We start from the raw sequence: 22361 nt of genomic DNA on the forward strand, positions 1-22361 counted from the left end.
GCGCGGTCGCGGGCGGCCACCGCGCGCGCCTCGGCCAGGCGCAGCGTCTCGCGGGCCTGGGTCACGCGGTCGGACAGCTGCCGAGTCTGGTCGATCTGCTGGCGCGCGGTCGTCTCGGCCATCCGGGCCAGCGTCAGGTCGCGTTCCGCCTGCGCCAGCCGGTCTGCATGCTTGCGGGCGGCCTGATGCGCCTCCTCGGCCTGCGTCAGGGCAGCCTGGCGGGCGCGGGCGGCCTCCGGGTCTGTCACGCGGGCCAGCATGCGCGTCACCTCGGAGCGGCGGGCCAAGTCGCCGGACAGACGCGCGGCCTTGTCGCGAGCCTCGGTTTCGGCACGGGACAGTCGCTCGGCCCGCTCGATCGCACGCTGCCATTCTCCCCCGGCCCTGGGGCGGCCGGTGGCGGTGGCCAGCCGTGCCATCTCCTGTCCGACGCGGTCCAGGACCGCGTCCATGCGCCGCCCCCCGGTCATCATGTCGATCTCTCCGGCGACGGAAGACAGCAGGTCGCGCCGCGTCCCAAGGTTGCGATCGCGGTCCTGCCGGTCTGCGGCGCTGTTGCCCTCCGGCTCCAGCCCCAGCAGGCCCTGGCGGACCCACAACAGACCCGACGGTCCGGCCAGCCCCCCATCCAGCAGGCGGTCGATCCAGGCCTCGGCCTCGTCCTCCTGGGCGATCAGCCGGCCTTGCGCGTCCGTGATCCGCGCCTGCGCCCGCGAGAGGAACCGCTTGTGGATGCGGAACCGCCCTTGGGCCGATTCGATCTCGACCGCCACCTCCGGCGCGCCGCCGGCATGGGGTTGCAGCGCCTTGACCGGTGCGCGGCTGCTGCGGTGGCGTTCAAAGAACAGCGCGTGCAGCGCATCGAAAAAGGTGGATTTGCCGAACTCGTTCGGTTCGGACAGAACCGTGATGCCGTCGCCCAGGTCGGACAGCACCGCCCGGCGCCCCGCAAAGCGGCGAAGGTTGGTCAACTCGATCGCGCGCAGCTTCATGCCTGCACCTCCTGCGCAAAGCTGTACAGGCGCGACAGCGCCGCGGCCGAGATGTCGCGGTCGGCCTGCGACCGCTGCGGGTCGGTCGTGTCCGCCAGCAGCGCGTCGGCGGCGTGGCGCAGCGCGCCCGCGCGGTCGATCAGGTCCAGATCGTCGGGCCGGGCCTCGACCTGCAGGGCGGACAGGTCGGCGGCGAACCAGCCGTAATCGGGCGCAGCCGCCTGCAGGGCTGCGTCCAGCGCCGCACGGTCCGACAGGGCCAGCCTGCCGCCTGCCGTCACGCTGACCAGATGATCGCGCGCGCGTTCCGTCGGCAGGGCGCGCGTCAGCGCCGCCCGCACATCCGCGCCCGGCAGCAGGTCCAGGTGCGGGCGGCTCCAGCGGAATTGCCCCACGGGCACCGACCGCGCCGTCACCTGGACGCCCAGTTCGACCAGCAGCGCACCCGCCGGGCCGTCATGCTTGAAGCTGTCGGCCTCGGGCGCGCCCGAATACCAGGTCGCGGGCCCGATCTGACGCTGTCCGTGCCAATCGCCAAGTGCCAGATAATCCAGCCCCGACCGCGCCGCACGGTCGGGCGGAATGATGCCCGTTCGCCCGTCGCCCTCGTCGAAATCCGTCACCGGGCCGTGGCCAAGGCCGATCCGCCGCGCGCCTTGCGGCGTGGCCGCGTCCATCGCCTGCGTCAGGTCGCGCCCGGCGCGACGCTGCGTGCACGGCGCGGGCAGCAGCCAGACGTCGTCGGCCAAGGTCACCGGGCTGTCATCCAGAAGGGGTTTCAGGTTCGCCGGGCCATCGGTCGCGATGCGCCGCCACAGCTCTGTCGCCGCAAGGCTGTCGTGATTGCCGGGCAGCATGATCCAGCGGATGTCGGACTCCTCCGCCATCGCGCGCAGGGCCTGACGCAGGGTGTCGGGGGCCGGGGTTTCCGCGTCGAAACTGTCGCCCGCCAGCAGCACGACCTGTGCACCGCCCTGCCGGGCAGCCTGGGCCAGGCGCCCGATGGCGGCATGACGCGCCTCGCGCAGGCGGTTGCGGATACCCTCGGGATAGCCGCCGAAGGGCTTGCCCAAATGCAGATCCGATGCGTGCAGAAAGCGGAATGTCATGCGTGAAAATCCTTGTCGGTCAACGGGTCACAGTCACGGATCAAGGTCGATCCGCAATTGCAGCGGGTCGGTGCCGATGTCGAACGCGGCCTCGTCAAAACGCGGCGCGCGCAGGCGCGGTGCAGGCCCGACAGAAATGCCCCAGCGTTCCTGCGGCATTCCCAGCACGTTGGTGTCCAGCCGCCCGTTGGCATTCGCGTCATGCAGCACCGCCACCGCATAGCGCCCCGGCGTCACGCCCTCGAACGTGCAGACAGCCTGGCCACCGCGCGGCGGGGACGCGTCATGGACCGCGCCCGCCCCGTCGGGAAACCCCGCGGGATCGGCATGCAGGCTGCAGGCCAGCACGCCGCGGTCATCGGGGATGCCGGTCACCGTCACCTGGATGGTGCCCGCGATCGCGGGCGCGGCCAGCGTGGTTGCGGCGACCAGGGCCGCGATCCCGATCCTGCGACGATGCTGCATCCGTTCCCCCGTGGCGGCCGTGACATGACGTGGCAGGTCACCACGAAACGCGGTGCCGGACAACCGCCGCCAAGGCCTGATACGCAGATGGCCGCGCCTTTGCGGGCGCGGCCATCGACACGTCACCGTGAGGGACGATCAGATCTGGCGTTCGGGCATCTGCACGACCAGGCCGTCCAGCGCCTCGGTCACCTTCAGCTGGCAGGTCAGGCGCGACCGCTCGGGGTCAGGCTTGTAGGCAAAGTCCAGCATGTCCTGCTCCATCGGGTCTACCGGCGGCAGCTTGTCCGTCCATTCCGGCGCCACATAGACATGGCAGGTCGAACAGGCGCAGGCGCCGCCGCAATCGGCGTCGATGCCGGGGATGCCGTTGTCGCGCGCACCCTCCATCACAGTCATGCCGGGGCGGACCTCGACCTGGTGGCGGGTGCCGTTGTGTTCGATGTAGGTAATCTTCGCCATGAGTGCTTGTTCCCTTGTGTCACCCGGAATTACGGGATCGGACGGCCATTGAAAAGGGGCAGCCCCGAAAGGCCGCCCCTCTTTTGCCATGGGCCGCGGCTTATTCGACCGGAGCCGTGTCCTCGTCTGCGGGGGCGGTCTCTGACAGGGGCAGCGCCACGAACAGAGGCTCTCCGCCACGGCGGATCAGCATCAGGACCGACCGGCGACCGGCCTCGCGGGCCTCGTCGATGCGGGCGTTTAGGTCGGCCACGCTGGCAACGGATTGCTGGTTGACGTCGGTGATGATGTCACCGGGGGCCAGGCCCTTTTCTGCGGCCGCACCCTCGGGGTCGATGCCGGTGATGGCCAGGCCGGTCGCGTCGCGCGGCGCACCCAGCTCGGCCGCCATTTCGGGCGTCAGCACCGTCACGGTCATGCCCAGGACATCGCTCTCCGACGGCTCTGCCGCCGCGGGCGATTCCGACGCGCCGTTCTGTGCCGTCTCGCGGCGACCCAGGGTCACGTCCAGCGTCAGTTCGTCGCCGTCGCGCATCACCACGACCTGCGCGGTCTCTCCCGCCGGGGCCTCGGCCACGCGGCGGACCAGGCCGCGGGTGTCCTCGACCTCGGTGCCGGCAAAGCTGGTGATGACGTCGCCCGTCTGCAGGCCTGCATCGCGCGCCGGGCCTTCGGGAACGTCGGTGATCATCGCGCCGCCAGCCACGTTCAGACCCATCGCCTCGGACATTTCCGGGGTCACATCCTGGATCATGACACCCAGCCAGCCGCGGCGGGTCTCGCCAAATTCCTGCAGTTGTTCAACGACTTGCGACACGACATTCGACGCCATCGAGAAACCGATGCCGATCGATCCGCCGTTGGGCGACAGGATCGCGGTGTTCACGCCGATCACCTCGCCCTTCAGGTTGAACAGCGGCCCGCCGGAGTTGCCGCGGTTGATCGCCGCGTCGGTCTGCAGGTAGTCGTCATAGGTCCCCGACAGCTCGCGGTTGCGCGCCGACACGATACCGGAACTGGCCGAAAAGCCCTGACCCAGCGGGTTGCCAAGCGCCAGGACCCAGTCGCCCACGCGGGCGCTGTCGCTGTCGCCGAAAGTGACGAAGGGGATCGGCGTCTCGCTGGTGACCTTCAGCAGGGCCACGTCGGTGTTCGGGTCGGTACCCACCACCTCGGCGGGCAACGTCTCGCCGGAATAGAACTCGATCTCGATCTGGTCGGCGCCCTCGATGACGTGGTTGTTCGTGACGATGAACCCGTCGGCCGAGATCACGAAGCCCGACCCCAGCGCGTTGGACCGCTGCGGGCTGCGGGGCGTCGGCATCCCTTCCGGTGCACCGGGGCCGCCGGGCAGGCCGAATTCGCGGAACAGGTCGGCAAAGGGGCTGCCCTCGGGGAAGGCCGGCCCGCCGGTCGGCTGCGACACGACCGAGGTCGTGGTGATGTTCACCACCGCGGGCGAGACCTGCTGCGCCAGGTCGGCAAAGCTGCCGGGCATGACCTGGGACGTGTCGGCGGTCGCGGCGTCCGCCCCCAGCGGCTGGTTGGCCTCGGCGGCCTCCTGGGCCTGCTGGCTGACCTCGGGGGGCACGTCGTCATTGGCCGGGTCGACGGCCTGCGCGCCGGCTKGGCCAAGCCCCACCGCCAGCGCCAGTGCCGACGCGGTCAGGATATGGCGAGGGAAAAGCGGTTTCATGCGGGATGTCCTCATCTCTCGACGGCAGCGATCAGGGGCGGGTGCCCGGACTGCCTGTTGGATATGACGCCAATGTAGGGTGCCGTGGCAAATAAACCACGCTCTCGACTTGTGAACAGATCGTGATTTTCATTGCAGAAACGGGCGAAGGTTTCCCTCCGCCCGCCTCGGGTTCGTCAGTTGGCGGGCGCGGGTTCGGCCGCCGCATCCTCGGCCGGGGCCTCGGGGGCCGGGGCTTCCTCGGCTGGCGCATCCTCGCTCTGGGCAGCGCCCTGCACCGGGGCGTCCGGCGACAGGATCTCGGACGGCTCCTGCGGGGGCGTGGCCAGGTTCTCGGGCACCGGGGTCAGCTCGATCCCGGCAGATTCGCCCAGACGGTTGCCGTCGCGGTCGACCACCTCGGGAACGACCAGCTCCTCGCCTTCGGGCGTTTCGGCAGGGCCGTTCAGACCCAGCCGCTCGGCCGAATTGCCCGGCGGTACCGGCGTCGATGCGGGGTTGGCGTTCGCAGCCCCGTCGCTGGACAGATAGCTGAAGAACTCGCTGTCCGGCTGCATCACCAGCGAGCTGTTGCTGCCCTGAAGCGCGCGCTGATACGAGGTCAGCGAGCGGGTGAAGGCAAAGAACTCGGGGTCGCGGCCATAGGCGTCCGCATAGATCGCGTTGCGCTGCGCGTCGGCCTCGCCTCGGACGATCTCGGACCGGCGGCCGGCCTCGGAGGTCAGTTCGACCACTGTCCGGTCGGCGGCGGCGCGGACGCGTTGCGCAGCCTCGTTGCCGCGCGCGACCTCGTCGGCGGCCTCGCGGGCACGCTCGGCCCGCATCCGGGCATAGGTCGCGTTCAGGTTCTGCTCGGGCAGGTCGGTGCGGGTCAGGCGCACGTCGATGATCTCGATCCCCAGACCGCCCGAATTCGACCGCGCCTCGTCGCGGATCTGGTTCATCAGGCTGGTCCGGTCATCCGACAGGACCGAGGTCGAGGGCACCGTACCCAGAACGCCGCGAATGGCGTCGATCACGATCGGCTCCAGGCGCATTTCGGCGGCCTGGATGCCCTGCACGCCGACCGCCTGGCGGAACCGGACCGGATCGGTGATGCGCCAGCGGGCGAATGCGTCGACCACCAGGCGGCGGTCGTCCAGCGGGGTGACCTCCAGCGGGCTGGTCGGCAGACCCAGGATGCGCCCGTCGTACTTCACCACGTTGTCGATGAAGGGCAGCTTGAAGTTCAGGCCCGGCGTCTCCTGCACGTCGACGACCCGGCCAAGGCGCAGCACCAGCGCCTTTTCCCGCTCGTCCACGATGAACAGGGCCGATCCGGCCAGGACGGCGACGACGACCACGGCCGGCAGGGCCAAGGCGGTCAGCAGGTTCTTGCGCGCAGCCATCAGTTCGTCCCTCCGCTGGTCGTAGTGGTGCCGGGCTGGGTGCCCGCCTGCGTGCCGGTGGTCTGGCCCGCGCCTTGGCCGGCGGTCGGCGCCGGGGGCGTGGCGCCGCCCTGCCCCGTGCCGCGCAGCTGGTCCAGTGGCAGATAGGGCACGATGCCCGAGCCACCCTCGCCACCGCCGATGCCCTCGCCGATGATGATCTTGTTCACGCCGCCCAGAACCTGCTCCATCGTCTCCAAATACATCCTGCGACGGGTCACGTCGGGCGCGTTCACGTATTCCTCGTAGATCGAGTTGAAGCGCGCGGCCTCACCCGCGGCGGTGTTGACCGCCTCGGCGCGATAGGCTTCGGCCTGTTCCAGGATCTGGGCTGCCTGACCCCGGGCCGCGGCCAGTTCGCGGTTGGCATAGGCGTCGGCCTCGTTCTGCAGACGGTCACGCTCCTGCTGGGCGGCCTGCACCTCGCGGAAGGCGTCGATGACCTCCTCGGGCGGGTCGGCGCGGTCCAGGTTGACGCGGATCACGTTGATCCCCGACTGATAGCTGTCCAGCGTGCTTTGCACGGCGGCGCGCAGGTCGCTGGCGATCACGCCGCGGTCGCGGTTCAGGATCGGGGCCAGTTCGCTGCGCGCGATGATGTCGCGCATCGCCGCCTCGGACACGGCGCGGATCGTGTCTGCGGGGTCGGCCAGGTTGAACAGGTACATCTGCGGATCGCGGATGTTCCAGACCACCTGGTATTCCATGTTCACGATGTTCTGGTCGCTGGTCAGCATCAGGCCACTGTCCATCGGGCCGGCCTGGCCGGTGCCGATCTCGGTCACGCGTTCGTTCGTGACGGGCACGACCTCGGCGGTGACGACGGGCCAGGGGGCAAAGTTCAGACCCTCGGTCCCCACGGCGATGGCGCGGCCGAACAGGAACTCGACCGACTGTTCGTTGGTCTGGACACGATAAAAGCTGGCAAAGGCCCACAGGCCGACCGCAGCTAGGCCCGCCACGACCAGGGTCGAGCGGTTCAGGCCAAAGTTCGGACCCATCGGGCTGCGACCGCCGCCGCCACCCCCGCCCGTGCCGCCGCCGGTGCCGCGACCGCCCATCAGCACGCGCAGGCGTTCCTGGCCCTTCTTCATCAGGTCCTCGATCTCGGGGCGCTGCGGGTCGTTGTTCGGACGGCGCGGTCCGCCGGGGGGCGGCTGTTCACCCCAGGGACGGCCGGCAGGCTTCTTGTCACGATCCCCGTCATCCCGGCCGCCGTTGCCGCCGCCGCCTCCGCCCCAGGGGCCCTGATTTGCCATCCGATAGACCTTCTTTCGTAGAAATTTCCGTTAGTTGAAAACTGGGGCGCGCGGCCGAAATGTCAACCCTGACACCCGCCCCTGGCCGCGACCCAAGGCCGCGCCCACGGGATTGTCAGCCCGCCACGCCCTGATGCCGGCGCGTGGGCTGGCGCATCGTCACCAACTCCTCGGCCGCGGTCGGGTGGACGGCCACGGTCGCGTCGAACTGCGCCTTGGTCGCGCCCATGGTGATGGCGATGGCGGCCAGCTGGATCATCTCCCCGGCCTCGGGGCCGAAGATGTGACAGCCCAGCACGCGGTCGTCCGCCGGATCGACCAGCAGCTTCATCATCACCTTGGCGTCGCTGCCCGCGAACATAGACCGCATCGGCCGGAAGGTCGTGGCGAAGACGTCGACCGGACCGCGGGCCTTGGCCTCCTCCTCGGTCAGGCCGATGCTGGCCAACTCGTGCGGGCGCAGATAGACGGCGCTGGCGACCAACCCGTGATCGACCGTCCGGGGCCGTGCGCCGAACACCGTGTCGGCAAACGCATGCCCTTCGCGGATCGCGACCGGGGTCAGGTTGACGCGGTCGGTCACGTCACCCACCGCAAAGATCGACGGCACGCAGGTCTGCGACCATTCGTCGACCTCGATCGCGCCGTTGGGTTTCGTGCGGACCTCGGTCGTCTCGAGGCCCAGGCCCCGGGTATAGGGGTCGCGCCCAGTCGCCATCAGCACCGCGTCGAAACGATCGTCCGATCCGTCGTCGAACCGCACGCGGATGCCGTCGCCGTCACGTTCCAGCGCCGCGGGCGTCAGGCCCAGGCGCAGGTCCACGCCCACCGCGCTCAGCTGCAGCGTCGCCAGGTCGCGCGCCTCGCGGTCGAAACCCCGCAGCACCGCGTCGCCGCGATAGGCCTGCACCGTGTCCACCCCCAGCCCCGCCAGGATCGTCGCGAATTCGCAGGCGATGAAGCCGCCGCCGACCAGCAGGATGCGCCCCGGCAGCCTGTCCATCAGGAACAGGTCGTCCGAGATCATCGCCAGCTCCTCTCCGGGAATGCCGATGGGCGCGGGACGGCCGCCGGCCGCAATCAGGATGTGGCGGGCCGTCTTCGTCGTACCGTCGGCCAGCCGGACCCGGTGATGGCCGTCCAGCGTGGCGCGCTGGTCGTGGATCTCGACCCCCGCGCGGGTCAGGCCGGCGCGATAGATCACCTCCAGGCGCGACAGTTCGGCGTCCAGCTTCTCGCGGAACACCTCCCAGTCGAATGCCCCGGCCTGCGCGTCGCACCAGCCATAGCCGCGCATCTCCTCGGCCATCAGCCCGGCCTGAGAGGCAAAGATCATCAGCTTTTTCGGGACGCAGCCGCGGATGACGCAGGTGCCGCCCATGCGGCTCTCCTCGGCCAGGCCGACCTTGGCGCCGTGCTCGCCCGCCGCGACCCGCGCCGCGCGCACCCCGCCCGAGCCGCCGCCGATGACAAACAGGTCATAGTCGAAGGTCACGTCATTCCCCTTCCTGCGCCAGCATGTCGGCGTCGATGTCGTTGCGCGCCAGTTCGATCACGCTGCCGTCCTCGCGGCCGATGATGGCCAGATCGCACATCCCCAGGAACAGCCCGTGTTCGACAACGCCGGGAATGCAGGACAGCGCCCGCGCCAGGGCGGACGGATCGGGGATCACCTCCAGGTGCAGGTCCAGGATCAGGTTGCCCTCGTCCGTGACGACCGGGTCGCTGCCCTTCAGGCGTTGAAGGATGTCGTGATCGCCCAGCTCCAGCCCCTCCAGCGCGCGGCGGATCAGCTTGCGCGTGGTCTCGAACCCGAATTCCAGCACCTCGACCGGCAGGGGAAAGGCGCCCAGGGTCTCGACCACCTTGCCGGGATCGGCGATGACCACCATGCGGTCGCTGGCGGCGGCCACGATCTTCTCGCGCAGATGCGCCGCACCGCCGCCCTTGATCAGGTGCAGGTCGGGATCGACCTCGTCCGCGCCGTCGATGGTCATGTCCAGCCAGCCGATGTCGTCCAGGCTCTCGATGCGCAGGCCCAGGCTCTCGGCCAGCTCGGCCGTGGCGCGCGACGTCGCGGCGCAGCGCAGGGACAGACCCTCGGCCTGCACGCGGGCGGCCAGTTCGCGCACCATGACGCTGGCGGTCGAGCCGGTGCCAAGGCCCAGCCTCATTCCGTCCTCGACCAGCGCGACCGCCGCCTTGGCGGCGGCCAGCTTGGCGGGATCGACCTGCGGTGATTGCGACATGACGACATCCCCTGAAAAATCCGTTCGCCCGCTTATAGGCCAAGCCACCGCCAAGGGCGAGAGGCCGCGACCCGTCAGCCGCGCGCCAGCCCCTCGGGCAGGATCACGGTAAAGCGGCTGCCCTGCCCCACCCGGCTCTCGATCCGCAGCCGGCCGCGGTGGCGGTTCACGATGTGCTTGACGATGGCCAGGCCCAGCCCGGTACCGCCCTGTTCGCGCGACCGGTGGGTGTCCACGCGATAGAACCGCTCGGTCAGGCGCGGCAGGTGCTGCTCCTCGATGCCGTCGCCGCGATCCTCGATGGCCACGGCCCAGGCCGGCCCGCGCAGCAGCGGTTCGTGCGCGATGCGCGACAGCGTGACGCGCAGCACGCCGCCCGATCCGCCATACTTCACCGCGTTCTCGATCAGGTTCTGGAACACCTGGGTCAGCTGGTCGCCGTCGCCGGGCAGGCGCAGGTCGATGTCCAGCCCCTCGGTCGCGACGCTCACCCCGGCGGTCTGGATGCGCGGCGCCAGCATGGCCAGCGTTCCACGCAGCAGCCCCGGCAGATCGACCCGGCCCGAGGGACGCGACCGCTCCTCGGCCTGCACCCGGCTCAGCGACAGCAGCTCGCTGATCAGGCGGTTCATGCGCGCGGCCTCACGCTCCATGATGTCCAGGAACCGGTCGCGGGCGCGGGCGTCGTCACGCGCCGGACCGCGCAGCGTCTCGATGAAGCCGGTCATGGCGGTCAGGGGGGTCTTCAGCTCGTGGCTGACATTGGCCACGAAATCGCGGCGCATCTGCTCGGCCTCCTCGGCCACGCTGCGGTCCAGGACGGCGACCGTCGCGCCACGCCCCAGGGGGCTTGGCAGGGGCGCCACCGTCACCTCGGCCAGGATCTCGCGGCCGTCGGCGACGCAGGTCGCGCGCAGGGTGGCGACTCCGTCCGGTGCCGTGGGCAGCGTCTGATCGGGCGTGGGCGCAGGCACCCCCTCCGGGTCCAGGACCCAGTCCACGGCCTGCACGACGGCAGGATGGCGCAGCACGGTCACGAACGGTCGCCCGACCAGGGCCGGACCGAACAGCGCCAGCGCCAGCGGATTGGCGGCGATCACCCGCGCCTCGCGGTCGACGGCCAGCATGGGCAGCGGAATGCCGTCCAGGAACCCTTCANGCCCGGGGCGCCCATGACCAGCGCGCCGTCGGGGATCACCTTGCCCTCGGGGACCAGCGCCCCCGCCCCGATCAGTGCACCCGCGCCGATGACCGCCCCGTTCAGCACCGTCGCCCCCATGCCGATCAGCGCACCGTCGCCGATCCGGCACCCGTGCAGGATCGCACGGTGCCCGATCGTGCAGTCGGCCCCGATCACCAGCGGGTGGCCCGGATCGGTGTGCAGCACGCACATGTCCTGGACATTGCTGCCCTGCCCCACCTCGATCACCTCGGTATCACCGCGCAGAACCGCACCGAACCAGACCGACGCCCCCGGCGCCAGCACGATCCGCCCCATCACCTGCGCGTCCGGCGCGACCCAGGCCTGCGGGTCGATCTGCGGCGTGATCCCGTCCAACGACCAGATCATGCGACACCTTCGGACATCAGGTCGCGGACAAAGGCGCCAAGGCCGGCCTGCCGGTCGCGGCGCAGGCGTTCCGCCGTCAGGATGGCACGCATCCGCGCCTCGGTCTGGTCCAGGTCGTCGTTGACCAGAACGTAATCGTATTCGGCCCAGTGGCTGATCTCGGATCGGCTTTTCTGCATGCGCCCGGCAATGACCGCGTCACTGTCCTGGCCGCGGCCGCGCAGGCGGCGTTCCAGTTCGGGCAGCGACGGCGGCAGCACGAAGATCGACACCACATGCGCCCCAAGGGCCGATGCCCGGATCTGCTGGCCGCCCTGCCAGTCCACGTCGAACAGCGTGTCGCGCCCGGCCAGCATCGCCTGTTCGACCGGCCCGCGCGGGCTGCCGTAAAGGTTTCCGAAGACCTCGGCATGTTCCAGCATCTGCCCCTCGGCGACCATCCGCAGAAAGCCGTCGCGGGTGGTGAAATGGTAGTGCTCTCCGTCGATCTCTCCGGGCCGCGGCGCCCGCGTGGTGGCCGAGACCGAGAAGCGCAGCCCCGCGTCCCAGTCCATCAACCGCCGCGCCAGCGTGGATTTCCCCGCCCCGGAGGGCGATGACAGGATGACCATCAGGCCGGTGCGTTCGATCATGGCGGCATGTTCCCTGGCGGTTGGTCGCGATGCGTCCGGGGATGCCCCGTCGCGCCGCAGGGGTCAAGACCCGCAACCGGAAGGCATCTTAACCATTCGTTCATTAAATGACTCGGCGAGGGGGCGGGGAACGCGCTATTGTCAGGGGTGAGCAGTGACCGGCCGTGGCCGGAGAGAGTAAAGGGTTGACCGTGCCGGACCGGGAAGACGGACCAGACACCAAGCCGGGAATGCCGCCCCAGGACGCCATGGGACGGATCGTGCGCCTGCAGGACTATGAGACCTGCACGCCGGACCGCGTTCTGCGCGAGATGCGCGAATACTGGGACGGCATCCGCAAGGGCCGGGCGATCCCGGCGCGGTCGGATGTCGATCCGCGGGGCATCGCGCGCACGCTGGATTACGCGTTCATCCTGGAACGCATCGCGCCGGGCGCGGGCCGACTGCGTCTGGCGGGGCGGCACCTGATCGACCTGATGGGCATGGAGGTGCGCGGCATGCCCGTCTGCGCCTTCCTGAACACCTCGTCGCGGGGGCGGTTCTCGGACGTGCTGGAAAGCGTGTTCAAGGCGCCCCAGATGGCGCGGCTGACGCTGCAGGGCAAGCCCGACTATGGCCGCCCGCAGCTGAACGCCCAGATGCTGCTGCTGCCGCTTCGGTCTGATCTGGGTGACGTCACCCGCGCCCTGGGCTGCCTGGTGGCGGAGGGCGACACCGGCATCGCGCCGCGCCGGTTCGACATCCTAGCGGATGAGGTCATGCCGATCATCGAAGGCGGCACGACGGTCAAGCCCTCGCCCTCGGCCATCGGCTTTGCCGAAGGACGCGCCGATTTCAAGCCGCGCGGGGCCGTGCCGGACAAACCCGCAGCGGAAAAGCCCTTGCGCGGTTTCCCCCAGGCCGAAACCCCCGAGGAACGGCGCGCCCTGTTCCGGGTCATCCAGCCCCGACAGCCCGACGCCTAGCCCAGCAGCCCCGGCCGCCAGCGATACAACGCGGCCGGCGCCGGCGACGCACGCCCCAGGCTCTGCAGCTCCAGATCCTCGCCCCGCCGGAAACCAAGGTTCTTCAGGATCTTGCGCGACGCATCATTGTCGACGAAGGCACCTGCCAGAACCTCGGGGGGGTCGAACCGCGCCACCAGTTCGGCAAAGACCGCGGCGACCATCTCCTGCCCCAGGCCCTGTCCGGCATGGGCGGGGTCCAGGAAATAGTTCAGGCGCGGCGGTGGGCCTTCGGACAGGCCGACGATGCCGACGACCTGCCCCCTGTATCGGACCGCCAGCCGCAACGGCGGAAGCAGCGCGCCCTGCAGCAGCAGCGGCTGGACATCGTCCAGCGTCATCGCGGGGTCATAGCGCAGCAGCATCCGCGCCACGTCGGGCTTGGTCACGATGCGGTGCAGGGCGGGCAGGTCGTCCGGGGTCACCGCGTCGATGCGCAGGCGTGGCGTCGTCAACGCGATCGCGTGGCGCTGCTGGAACGTGTCGCGGTCCAGATGCAGCATCTCGGCCGGGACCTCGGCCCGCAGCGGGCGCGACCGAAGCACCGTCCGGCCACAGGGCCGAAACCCCAGCCAAGCCAGAAGGCGCGCTGAACGGTCGTTGCCGATCAGACAATGGGCATGCACCTCGGTCGCGCCGGAGAGGAACAGGCGCGACAGGGCCAGCACGCCCGCGCGGCGGCCGATCCCCTGCCCCTGCCGGTCCGGTGCGATCCAGATGCCAAAGACGCGGCCCGCCTGGACCATGCCGACCAGTCGTCCGTCCTGACGGATCGCATGTTCGTCCAACCCCGCGGCCGCGATGAAATCGCGCGCGTCAGCCGTGCCATAGGGCCAGGGCAGCCTGGTCAGCCAGCGCACGACGTCCCAATCGGCCAGGGCTGCCGCGATGTCGTCGGCATCCTCGGGCCAGGGGCGCGTCAGGGCGACCGGCGGGTGCATCGCCTATCCGACCGGCACGACCCGGACCGCGCCGCCCTTAGCGGACAGCGCGATCTCCCCGGCGGCCAGGCGCAAAGCGTCGCGGCCAAAGACCTCGGCCCGCCAGCCCTGCAATGCCGGCAGGTCACGGCTGCCAGTGGCCAGCGCGTCCAGTTCGGACGACGACGCGATCAACTTGGGCGCCACGCCCGCCGCATCGGCCTTGGCCTTGAGCAGCACGCGCAGCAGGTCCGACAGGGCGGCATTGCCGGGCTTGCCGGGTTCGTCGCCCTTGGGCTGGGGCAGGTCCTTCGATTCCATGCCCGCCTTGACCGCGGCCAGGATGCCGTTGGCGATGTCGCCCTTGCGCGCCTCGCGCAGCAGCAAGCGGGACTTGCCCAGATCGGCCTCGGTCAGCGGCTTGGTCGAGGCCAGCTCGATCATCGCGTCATCCTTGTAGACGCGGCTGCGGGGGATGTCGCGGGCCTGGGCATAGCTTTCGCGGAACCGCGCCAGTTCGCGCAGGATCGCCAGGAAACGGGGCGAGTTGGTGCGGGTCCGCACCTTGAGCCAAGCCTCTTCGGGGCGGGTGATATACGTCTCGGGATCCTCCAGGACCGCGATTTCCTCGGCCAGCCACGCCTCGCGGCCGGTCTTCTTCAGCTCGGCCGACAGGTATTCATAAATCACCCGCAGATGGGTCACGTCGGCCAGCGCATAGGCGGCCTGCGCATCCGACAGCGGACGGCGCGACCAGTCGGTAAAACGCGACGACTTGTCCAGGTCGGCCCGGGCGATCTTGCGGACCAGCGTCTCGTAGCCGACCTGTTCGCCAAAACCGCAGACCATGGCCGCGACCTGGGTGTCGAACAGCGGCACAGGGAACAGCTGCGCGTCGTGATAGAAGATCTCCAGATCCTGGCGGGCGGCGTGGAACACCTTGACCGTCGCCTCGTGGCGGAACAGGTCATAAAGCGGCTCCAGCGACAGCTCCTCGGACAGGGGATCGACCAGGACGGCGTCGCCCCCGCCGGTCTTGGCCGTCGATGCCGGCGGGATCGCCAGCTGGATCAGGCACAGCTTGGACCAATAAGTCCGCTCGCGCAGGAACTCCGTGTCGACGGTCACATAGGGGGCAAGCTTTGCGGCCTCGCAGAAACGGGCGAGGTCTTCGGTGCGGGTGATGGTGGGGATGTCCTGGCTCATGCGCTCTTTCAGATCGGGCGGTTCGTCCGCCAATTGGACAGCTTTACGCCCACGGCAGCGCGTTGAAAAGCCCCGTCGCCCGCCGCCGGGGCACAGGTCCTAGTCCGGTGCCTGCTCGCCCGGACGGGCGCGCAGCGCGTCGGCCACGCCGTCCTCGCAGACGGTCCGGTCGACCATCGGCACGCCCGTGCGAAAGGCCGCTCGGCCGATCAGATGAGCCGCGACCGGCGCGGTCATCAGCAAAAACAGGATCGCCGCCACCGCCCGCGCGATGACCGTTCCTTCGGCGAACTGCACGGCCACGGCCACCAGGATCAGGCCCGAACCCAGCGTTCCCGCCTTGGTCGAGGCATGCATCCGCGTCAGCAGGTCGGGCAGCCGCAGCACCCCCATCCCCGCCGCGAAACAGAAGATGCCGCCGGACAGCACCAAGATCGCCACGATGATGTCATGCATCATGTCAGTTCCTCCGCCTTGAGCAGGATGCGACGCTCCAGATAGCGCGCCAGGCACACGGTCGCCAGAAAGCCGACCAGTGCCAGCACGACGGCCACGTCCAGAAAGCCCGCGCTGCCCGACAGCAGTGCCGTCAGGCCGCCGAACGAGACCAGCTGCACCGTCATCAGGTCCAGCGCCACGATCCGGTCCGCCAGGCTTGGCCCCCGTACCAGCCGGATCGCGGCCAGCACGACGCCCAGGATCACCAGGGCAAAGCCGAACAGGATTACAAATTCCAGCAGGGTCATGTCGTTCACTCCGTCGCCTCGCGGACCCAGACCTCGAACCGGTCGCGGATCTGCGCGCGGATCGCGTCCGGGTCGTCGCCGAACATTGCGTGGATATACAGCGTGCTGCGGTCCTCGGACACGTCGAGGCTGAGCGTGCCCGGGGTCAGCGAGATGAAGTTGGCCAGCAGCGTGATCTGCAGGTCGGTCGTCACCGTGATGGGCACCGCGATCAGCGCGGGCTGCGACGACTGTCCTGGCGTCAGCACGTCGCGCACGACCGGGATCGAGCTGACCACCAGTTCATAGACGAACATCACGATCAGCCGCGTCCAGTAGTAGAGGCGCCGGAAATAGACCCCGGTATCGGGAAACAGCGGACGGACCAGCCACATCGCGGCCATGCCGACCAGATAGCCGGTCGTCAGTCCCCCCAGGGTCAGCCCGCCGGTCAACGCGACCCAGGCAAAGGCCAGCACCATGTTGATGGCGAACAGGTTCATGGCTGCACCCCCAGGACGGTCGTGACATAGTCGGTCGGATCAAGCAGCTGCGCGGCCGCCCGTTCGGCGAACAGCACGAAGGATTCCGGGAACAGGCCGATGATGCAGGTCAGCGCGGCCAGCGCGACGATCGGCAGCATCAGCGCCATCCGGTCGCCCATCGGCAGGTCCGACAGGCGCGGCTTGACCCCGTCGGGATGCGCGGGCCAGAAGGCCGAGCCCCAAATCTTGGTCATCGAGAAGATGGTCAGCAGACCGACCGCCAGCGACACCCCGGCCACGAACCACATTTCCAGGTCCAGCGCGGCCTTGACGACAACGTATTTCGCCCAGAAGCCCGAAAGCGGCGGAAAGCCCGCCAGCGAGAATGCCGGGATCAGGAACAGGAAGGCCAGCACCGGGGCATGGGCGTAAAGGCCGCCGATGCGCGCCAGATCGGTCGATCCGGCAATGCGCTTGGCCACGCCCGCGACGAAGAACAGGTTCGCCTTCACGATGATATGGTGGACCAGGTAGAACACCGCCCCCATCAGGCCGAGCGGCGTGTATAGCGCCAGTCCCAGGACCATGTAGCCGATCTGGCTGATGATGTGGAACGACAGGATGCGACGGAAGTCGTTCATCGCCGCCGCGCCCAGAACGCCCGTGACCATCGTCACCACCGACGCCCACAGCAGGATCGTGTGCGTGAAGCCGACATCCTGGTCGAAGACCAGCGTGAACATCCGGATCAGGGCATAGACGCCCACCTTGGTCAGCAGGCCCGCAAAGATCGCCGACACCGCCACCGGGGGCGTGTGATAGGAGGCGGGCAGCCAGAAGAACAGCGGGAACAGCGCGGCCTTGACGCCGAAGGCCACCATGAACATCACCGCGACGGTAGTCAGCAGGCCGGTATTCTCGACCTCGCGGACGGCCAGGTGCAGGTCGGCCATGTTCAGCGTGCCGGTCAGGCCGTACAGTAGACCGGTTCCCGCCAGGAACATGATCGTCGAGACCAGGTTCAGCAGCACGTACTTGATGCCGCCGTCCAGTTGTTCGCGGCTGGCCCCCAGCACCAGCAGGCCGAAGCTGGAGATCAGCATGACCTCGAACCAGACATACAGGTTGAACAGGTCGCCCGTGACGAAGGCCCCGCAGACGCCCATCAGCAGCGTCTGCAGCAGGGCGTGAAAACCCAGCCGTTCCAGCCGTTCGGGGATTTCGGACAGGGTATAGATTACGGTCGCGAGGCCGGTGATGGCGGTGATGACGACCATGACCGCGCCCAGAAGGTCGGCCACCAGCGTGATGCCGAAGGGCGCCTGCCAGTTCGACATCTGGGCGGCGACGACGCCCTCCTCCAGCACCTCGGCCATCAGGACGACGCTGGCCAGCAAGAGCGCGACCGTCCCCGCGACAGAGATCCAGCGCCCGGCGGGCGATTTGCGGAACAGATAGGACAGGACCGCCGTCAGCAGCGGGATCAGGATCGGATAGACCAGAAGCCAGCTCATTTCCCGGCCTCCTTGCCCGCGTCGACGGGCTCGGCCACGCGCATCTCGTCGCTGTTGACGGTGCCCAGGGTCATGAACGCGCGATAGACCAGCGCCAGGGTAAAGGCCAGCAGGCCGAACCCGATCACGATCGCGGTCAGTACCAGCGCCTGCGGCAGGGCATTCGCGACCACGCCGGTGGGCGCATATTCGCCCACATCGATCAGCGGGGGCGCGCCTGGGGTCAGACGGCCGCTGGCAAAGATCAGCAGGTTGACCGCGTTCGACAGCAGCGCCAGCCCGAACAGGAAGCGCAGGATGTTGCGGTCCAGCATCAGATAGACCGACGCGGCGACAAGGACGCCGACGGACAGGGCAAGCAGCATTTCCAAATCAGATCTCCTGTTCCAGGGCAAAGACCAGGGTCAGGATTCCGCCGAAGACGGCCATGTAGACTCCGATGTCGAAGACGAGGACGGTGGACAGCGGCACATAGCTGTCGCCGTCGCGAAACAGGAACAGCCACTGTCCGGTGAAGAAGGGCTGGCCCGCGAAGGCCGCGCCGATGCCCCCCAGGGCCGCGACGCCCAGGCCCGCCATCGCCAGGTTCGACGGATCGATGCGCAGCGCGGCCTGCGCCTCCTCGACCGAGGTGGCGATGGTATAGAGGATGAACGCCGTGGCCCCGATCAGCCCGCCGATGAAGCCGCCGCCGGGCAGGTTGTGCCCGCGCAGCAGCGCATAGACCGAGAACATCAGCAGCAGGGCCGCCAGCAGGCGCGTGGTGGTGGTCAGGATCAGCGACTGCATCTCAGCTCTCCTCCTCGGGCTTGCGGCGGGTGGCACCGCGCAGCAGGGCGAACGCGGCGATGGCGGCGATGGCCACGACGGTGATCTCTCCGAACGTATCCAAGGCGCGGAAGTCGACCAGGATGACGTTGACGATGTTGCGGCCATGCGCCTCGGGATAGGACGCGGCCTCGAAGAAGGACGTCAGGCGGCGGTCGAAATCGGTCGCCATCACGGACATCAGCAGGAAGGTCGTGACAAGGCCCGCGCCCCCCGCGATGACCGCGTGCCCAGTGCGGAACCGGGTCTTGGACCGGCGCGGCAGATAGGGCAGGCGCAGCATGACGACGCTGACCAGCACGACGACCAGCACCTCGACCAGCAGCTGGGTGATGGCCACGTCGGGGGCGCTGAACATGATGAAGATCAGCGACACGCCGATGCCCGACGCGCCCATCCCGGCGATGGCCGTCATGCGGCTGTGCGTCCAGACGGTCAGGATCGCGCCCGCCACGATCAGGCCCAGCACCGTCCATTGGATCGGGTGCACGCCCTCGGCCGACAGGCCCGGCACGCCCTGGAACGCGCCCTTGATCAGATACGAGCCGCCGACCATCACGACGAAGGTCGCGAACATCACGGCCATGTAGCGCTGCAGGCTGCCGGTCTGGATCAGGTTGGTCTGCCAGGCGGCGAAGGCCTTGAACCCGTCCAGAAGACGGTCCCAGCCCGCGTCGAAATCGATCGGGCTGCGCGCCTCGAACGCGGCAAGGCGGTCGCGGATCGCCTGATGGCGGCGATAGACCAGCCAGCCCGCCAGAAAGGTAAGCAGCGACAGGATCAGCGCCATGTTGATGCCGCCCCACAGGTACAGGTGCACCTCACGGACCTCTCCGAAGACGGCATGGGTGGCGGGGCCGACCAAGTAGTGGCCCAGCACGCCCGGCAGCAGGCCGAAGATCAGCGACAGTGCGCCAAGGACCAGCGGCCCCGCCAGCATCGCCCACGGCCCCTCATGTGGAGTGGTGGGAGTCGGGCGCAAATCGCCGCGGAACGGCTTGAGCGCGACGATGCCGCCGACGGCAAACATCAGGACCGATGCCGCGAAGGCCATCGCGGTCACCCAGAACGCGCCGAATCCGTCCAGCCCCAGGCCGGCCTTGTACATGAATTCCTTGCCGATAAAGCCGATCATCGGCGGAATGCCCGCCATGCTGATCGCGGCCAGCGCGGCGGCAAGCCCGGTCAGCGGCATCGCCTTGGACAGGCCGCCCAGGACGCCCGCATCGCGCGTGCCGGTGGCGTGATCGACGATGCCGATCATCAGGAACAGCGCCGCCTTGTAGAGCGAGTGCACCACCAGGAACAGCATCGCCGCGACGATGGCGTAATGCGTGCCCGCGCCGATGAACATGGTCAGCGTGCCCAGCGCCATCAGCGTGGTATAGGCCAGCACCTGCTTGATGTCGGTCTGGCGCAGCGCCATGACCGAGGCGAAGACCGCCGTGACCCCGCCGAACAGCGTCAGGATCCAGAACCACGCATCCGTCCCGCCAAGCGCGGGGTTCATGCGCGCCATCAGGAACACGCCCGCCTTCACCATCGTGGCCGAATGCAGATAGGCCGATACGGGCGTAGGGGCCGCCATCGCGTTGGGCAGCCAGAAGTGGAACGGCACCTGCGCCGATTTCGTGAACGCGCCCGCCAGGAACAGCAACAGGATGCCCAGGTACCAGGGATGCGCGCGGATCATGTCGCCCATCGTCACGATCTGCGACAGCTGCGACGTGCCCGCGACCGTGCCCAGGACGATCAGGCCGGCCAGCAGGATCAGGCCCCCCGTCCCCGTCACCAGCAGCGCCTGCAGCGCGGACCGGCGCGACGCTGCGCTGTCGGCGTTGAAGCCGATCAGCAGATAGGACGCGATGGTCGTGATCTCCCAGAATACGAACAGCATAATCAGGTTGTCGGCCAGGACCAGGCCCAGCATGCCGACCATGAACATCAGCAGATAGCTGACGAAACGCGGATAATCCGGGTGATCGCCCAGATAGCGCGCCGAATACAGCGTGACCGCCGCGCCGATCCCGGTGATCAGCAGGGCGAATGTCATCGACAGCCCGTCCAGAAGGACCGACAGCTGCACCCCCAGCGAGGGCACCCAGTCAAAGCCATAGACCTGCGGGCCTTGCGCGATTTCCGGCAGCAGTCGCAGGAAGTACAGGAACAGGATCGTCGGGAACGCGATCGAGATCCAGCCCGCAGGCCCTCCCATGACGCGGTCCACCGATGGATAGTCGTCAGCCATGTCTCGAACCCTTGTCGCGGCATGCAATTGGCGGATGGCTTAGCACCCTTGGTCGGCGGAAAACAGTCGCTTGGGGCGGCTAAATCGGCGCTGACGACCGAAAATTGCGCATCGGGGCACGGTGGCCGCCCTTACGTGCGCGCGCGCCCTGTAAATAGGTATCGGATTTCCGGCCGCATCCGTCCGGTGACCCCTGCGGTCGCCGGATTGCGACATTTTGGCGCAGCGTTTCAAGCGTCGAAAATGCCGCGCCGACAGGGCCTTGCGGCCGCATGTCCGGCGCCTGTCATCTGAAGGCTTGTGCGTGCCCCCCCGTTTGGGGTCTGATGCGCGGCAACCGGGGCGCAGCAGGCTGCCCTCGATTCGCGACATCTCGATGAAAGGGACATCCCATGCTGCTCGCACGCGACCGCATCGCCGAACAAAGCCTTGGCGCCAAGATCGGACTGACCCTGGCCGCCGCCGCGCTGATCGCGCTTGGCGCCAAGGTGCAGGTGCCGTTCTGGCCGGTGCCGATGACGCTGCAGACGCTGGCTGTGCTGGTCATCGCCGCCGGTCTGGGGCCGCGCCTCGGCCTGGCCGCGATGGGGGCCTACATGGCGGCGGGACTGGCGGGGCTGCCGGTCTTTGCCGGTTCGCCGGAACGCGGGCTGGGCCTGGCCTATCTGGCCGGCCCGACCACCGGCTTCCTGATCGGCATGGCCCTGTCCATGATCGTGACCGGCGCGCTGGCGCAGGGCCGCGGGCTGGGCATGCGGGCAGTGGCGATGCTGGCCGGGACCGTCGCGATCTATGTGCCCGGCCTGATCTGGCTGTCGGCCTTCGTGCCGGCCGACCGGCTGCTGGCCGTGGGCGTCGCACCCTTCATCCTGGGCGACATGGTCAAGATCGCCTTGGGCGCGCTGGCCCTGCAGGCGGTCACCCGCCGCGGTTGAACCAGACCGCCGAATGACCGCGACGGGGCCCCATGCGGGCCCCGTTTTGCATGCTGACCCCGCGTCCGCCCCGCCATCGGGGCTTTTCCCCTGCCCCGCCCGCGCCCAGACTGCGCCCAAGCCAGCAGGAGGAGCAGCGCTTGACCCCCACCACCCTGACACCCGACACCATCGCCCGCATCGAGGACAGCTTTCGCGACCAGGGCCTGATGCGCCATCTTGGCGCCGAGATCGCCGCCATTCGCCCTGCCGAGGTCACGCTGCGCCTGCCCTTCCGGCCGGAACTGACCCAGCAGATGGGATATTTTCATGCCGGCGCAACCACGGCCTTGGCCGACAGCGCCGGGGGCTATGCCGCGCTGACGCTGTTCCCCCAGGGCGACGACGTGCTGACGACCGAATTCAAGTTGAACCTGCTGAACCCCGCGCAAGGCGACTGGCTGGAGGCCATCGGCCGGGTCGTCAAGGCGGGCCGGACGCTGACCGTGTGCCAGCTGGACGTCCATGCGGTCCACGGATCCGCTCGGACCCATGTCGCGACCGGGCTGCAGACGCTGATCTGCGTCCGGGGCCGCGCCCCCGTGACACCGCCCGGCCGTTAGCGTAAACCGCGACCAAACTATCCGCAGGAGGAC

The 22361-nt window shown here is 68.9% G+C and carries 24 protein-coding genes; 3 read left to right on the top strand and 21 right to left on the bottom strand.

Features of this window, described 5'->3' with window-relative positions:
* The 12 genes from GBO37_RS08050 to gmk all read right to left on the bottom strand — a co-directional run.
* On the bottom strand, positions 1 to 992 hold a 992-nt coding region (locus GBO37_RS08050), incomplete at its 3' end, for an AAA family ATPase (protein ID WP_252928306.1).
* Positions 989 to 2101, bottom strand: a complete 1113-nt coding sequence (locus tag GBO37_RS08055) for a DNA repair exonuclease (protein ID WP_252928308.1) — start codon at positions 2099 to 2101, stop codon at positions 989 to 991. The genes GBO37_RS08055 and GBO37_RS08050, both read right to left, overlap by 4 nt.
* 33 nt (positions 2102 to 2134) lie before the next feature.
* Positions 2135 to 2566: a DUF2141 domain-containing protein gene (locus GBO37_RS08060; protein WP_252928310.1), complete on the bottom strand. Its 432-nt coding sequence runs from the start codon at positions 2564 to 2566 to the stop codon at positions 2135 to 2137.
* Between the two features lie 138 nt (positions 2567 to 2704).
* On the bottom strand, positions 2705 to 3028 hold the full coding sequence (locus tag GBO37_RS08065) for a 2Fe-2S iron-sulfur cluster-binding protein (RefSeq protein ID WP_045998869.1): 324 nt from the start codon (positions 3026 to 3028) through the stop codon (positions 2705 to 2707).
* 100 nt (positions 3029 to 3128) lie between these two features.
* Positions 3129 to 4526: a DegQ family serine endoprotease gene (locus tag GBO37_RS08070; protein WP_232303267.1), complete on the bottom strand. Its 1398-nt coding sequence runs from the start codon at positions 4524 to 4526 to the stop codon at positions 3129 to 3131.
* Between the two features lie 374 nt (positions 4527 to 4900).
* Positions 4901 to 6112 carry a protease modulator HflC gene (gene hflC, locus GBO37_RS08075; protein WP_252928312.1) on the bottom strand — a complete coding sequence of 404 codons (1212 nt, stop codon included), beginning with the start codon at positions 6110 to 6112 and terminating at the stop codon, positions 4901 to 4903.
* Positions 6112 to 7410 carry an FtsH protease activity modulator HflK gene (hflK, locus tag GBO37_RS08080; protein ID WP_194885723.1) on the bottom strand — a complete coding sequence of 433 codons (1299 nt, stop codon included), beginning with the start codon at positions 7408 to 7410 and terminating at the stop codon, positions 6112 to 6114. The genes hflC and hflK overlap by 1 nt, the downstream gene beginning before the upstream one ends.
* Before the next feature lie 115 nt (positions 7411 to 7525).
* The gene (gene gorA / locus GBO37_RS08085) at positions 7526 to 8905 is read right to left on the bottom strand and encodes a glutathione-disulfide reductase (protein ID WP_252928315.1); all 1380 of its coding nucleotides are present in this window, start codon (positions 8903 to 8905) and stop codon (positions 7526 to 7528) included.
* A gap of 1 nt (position 8906) precedes the next feature.
* Positions 8907 to 9659, bottom strand: a complete 753-nt coding sequence (gene rpiA, locus GBO37_RS08090; protein WP_127898834.1) for a ribose-5-phosphate isomerase RpiA — start codon at positions 9657 to 9659, stop codon at positions 8907 to 8909.
* 74 nt (positions 9660 to 9733) lie between these two features.
* Entirely contained in the window at positions 9734 to 10786 is a 1053-nt protein-coding gene (locus GBO37_RS08095) for a cell wall metabolism sensor histidine kinase WalK (RefSeq protein ID WP_252928317.1), read from the bottom strand.
* Complete coding sequence (locus GBO37_RS08100) at positions 10756 to 11229, bottom strand: gamma carbonic anhydrase family protein (protein WP_252928319.1); 474 nt, start codon at positions 11227 to 11229, stop codon at positions 10756 to 10758. The genes GBO37_RS08095 and GBO37_RS08100 overlap by 31 nt, the downstream gene beginning before the upstream one ends.
* Positions 11226 to 11858: a guanylate kinase gene (gene gmk / locus GBO37_RS08105; protein ID WP_176695079.1), complete on the bottom strand. Its 633-nt coding sequence runs from the start codon at positions 11856 to 11858 to the stop codon at positions 11226 to 11228. The genes GBO37_RS08100 and gmk overlap by 4 nt, the downstream gene beginning before the upstream one ends.
* A 194-nt stretch (positions 11859 to 12052) precedes the next feature.
* On the opposite strand from gmk, the gene GBO37_RS08110 reads away from it, so the two are divergent.
* Positions 12053 to 12826 carry a PAS domain-containing protein gene (locus GBO37_RS08110; protein ID WP_240542432.1) on the top strand — a complete coding sequence of 258 codons (774 nt, stop codon included), beginning with the start codon at positions 12053 to 12055 and terminating at the stop codon, positions 12824 to 12826.
* Here the strand turns inward: GBO37_RS08110 and GBO37_RS08115 are convergent.
* The 9 genes from GBO37_RS08115 to GBO37_RS08155 all read right to left on the bottom strand — a co-directional run bounded on the left by GBO37_RS08115 (position 12823) and on the right by GBO37_RS08155 (position 20791).
* Positions 12823 to 13806 carry a GNAT family N-acetyltransferase gene (locus GBO37_RS08115; RefSeq protein ID WP_252928321.1) on the bottom strand — a complete coding sequence of 328 codons (984 nt, stop codon included), beginning with the start codon at positions 13804 to 13806 and terminating at the stop codon, positions 12823 to 12825. The two genes, GBO37_RS08110 and GBO37_RS08115, sit on opposite strands and share 4 nt — an antisense overlap.
* Before the next feature lie 3 nt (positions 13807 to 13809).
* Positions 13810 to 14979 (bottom strand): ribonuclease D, encoded by a 1170-nt coding sequence (gene rnd / locus GBO37_RS08120; RefSeq protein ID WP_194885754.1) that lies wholly within the window; start codon positions 14977 to 14979, stop codon positions 13810 to 13812.
* A gap of 111 nt (positions 14980 to 15090) precedes the next feature.
* Positions 15091 to 15450: a monovalent cation/H(+) antiporter subunit G gene (mnhG, locus tag GBO37_RS08125; RefSeq protein ID WP_052715061.1), complete on the bottom strand. Its 360-nt coding sequence runs from the start codon at positions 15448 to 15450 to the stop codon at positions 15091 to 15093.
* Positions 15447 to 15737 carry a monovalent cation/H+ antiporter complex subunit F gene (locus tag GBO37_RS08130; protein WP_052715060.1) on the bottom strand — a complete coding sequence of 97 codons (291 nt, stop codon included), beginning with the start codon at positions 15735 to 15737 and terminating at the stop codon, positions 15447 to 15449. The genes mnhG and GBO37_RS08130 overlap by 4 nt, the downstream gene beginning before the upstream one ends.
* A gap of 5 nt (positions 15738 to 15742) precedes the next feature.
* The gene (locus GBO37_RS08135; RefSeq protein WP_045998861.1) at positions 15743 to 16219 is read right to left on the bottom strand and encodes a Na+/H+ antiporter subunit E; all 477 of its coding nucleotides are present in this window, start codon (positions 16217 to 16219) and stop codon (positions 15743 to 15745) included.
* Complete coding sequence (locus tag GBO37_RS08140) at positions 16216 to 17715, bottom strand: Na+/H+ antiporter subunit D (RefSeq protein ID WP_194885729.1); 1500 nt, start codon at positions 17713 to 17715, stop codon at positions 16216 to 16218. Before GBO37_RS08140 ends, GBO37_RS08135 begins: the two co-directional genes overlap by 4 nt.
* Entirely contained in the window at positions 17712 to 18080 is a 369-nt protein-coding gene (locus tag GBO37_RS08145; protein ID WP_252928399.1) for a Na+/H+ antiporter subunit C, read from the bottom strand. The genes GBO37_RS08140 and GBO37_RS08145 overlap by 4 nt, the downstream gene beginning before the upstream one ends.
* A 7-nt stretch (positions 18081 to 18087) precedes the next feature.
* Entirely contained in the window at positions 18088 to 18504 is a 417-nt protein-coding gene (locus GBO37_RS08150) for a Na+/H+ antiporter subunit B (RefSeq protein ID WP_045998858.1), read from the bottom strand.
* Between the two features lies 1 nt (position 18505).
* Positions 18506 to 20791: a putative monovalent cation/H+ antiporter subunit A gene (locus GBO37_RS08155; RefSeq protein ID WP_252928323.1), complete on the bottom strand. Its 2286-nt coding sequence runs from the start codon at positions 20789 to 20791 to the stop codon at positions 18506 to 18508.
* Between the two features lie 392 nt (positions 20792 to 21183).
* Here GBO37_RS08155 and GBO37_RS08160 point away from each other — a divergent pair, with 392 nt between their 5' ends.
* Complete coding sequence (locus GBO37_RS08160; protein WP_045998856.1) at positions 21184 to 21726, top strand: biotin transporter BioY; 543 nt, start codon at positions 21184 to 21186, stop codon at positions 21724 to 21726.
* 140 nt (positions 21727 to 21866) lie between these two features.
* Positions 21867 to 22328 (top strand): PaaI family thioesterase, encoded by a 462-nt coding sequence (locus tag GBO37_RS08165; protein ID WP_371927521.1) that lies wholly within the window; start codon positions 21867 to 21869, stop codon positions 22326 to 22328.
* Positions 22329 to 22361: the final 33 nt, after the last annotated feature.

Origin of the sequence: Paracoccus sp. 08 (assembly GCF_024105395.1) — a bacterium.
GTDB classification, from domain to species: Bacteria; Pseudomonadota; Alphaproteobacteria; order Rhodobacterales; family Rhodobacteraceae; genus Paracoccus; species Paracoccus marcusii.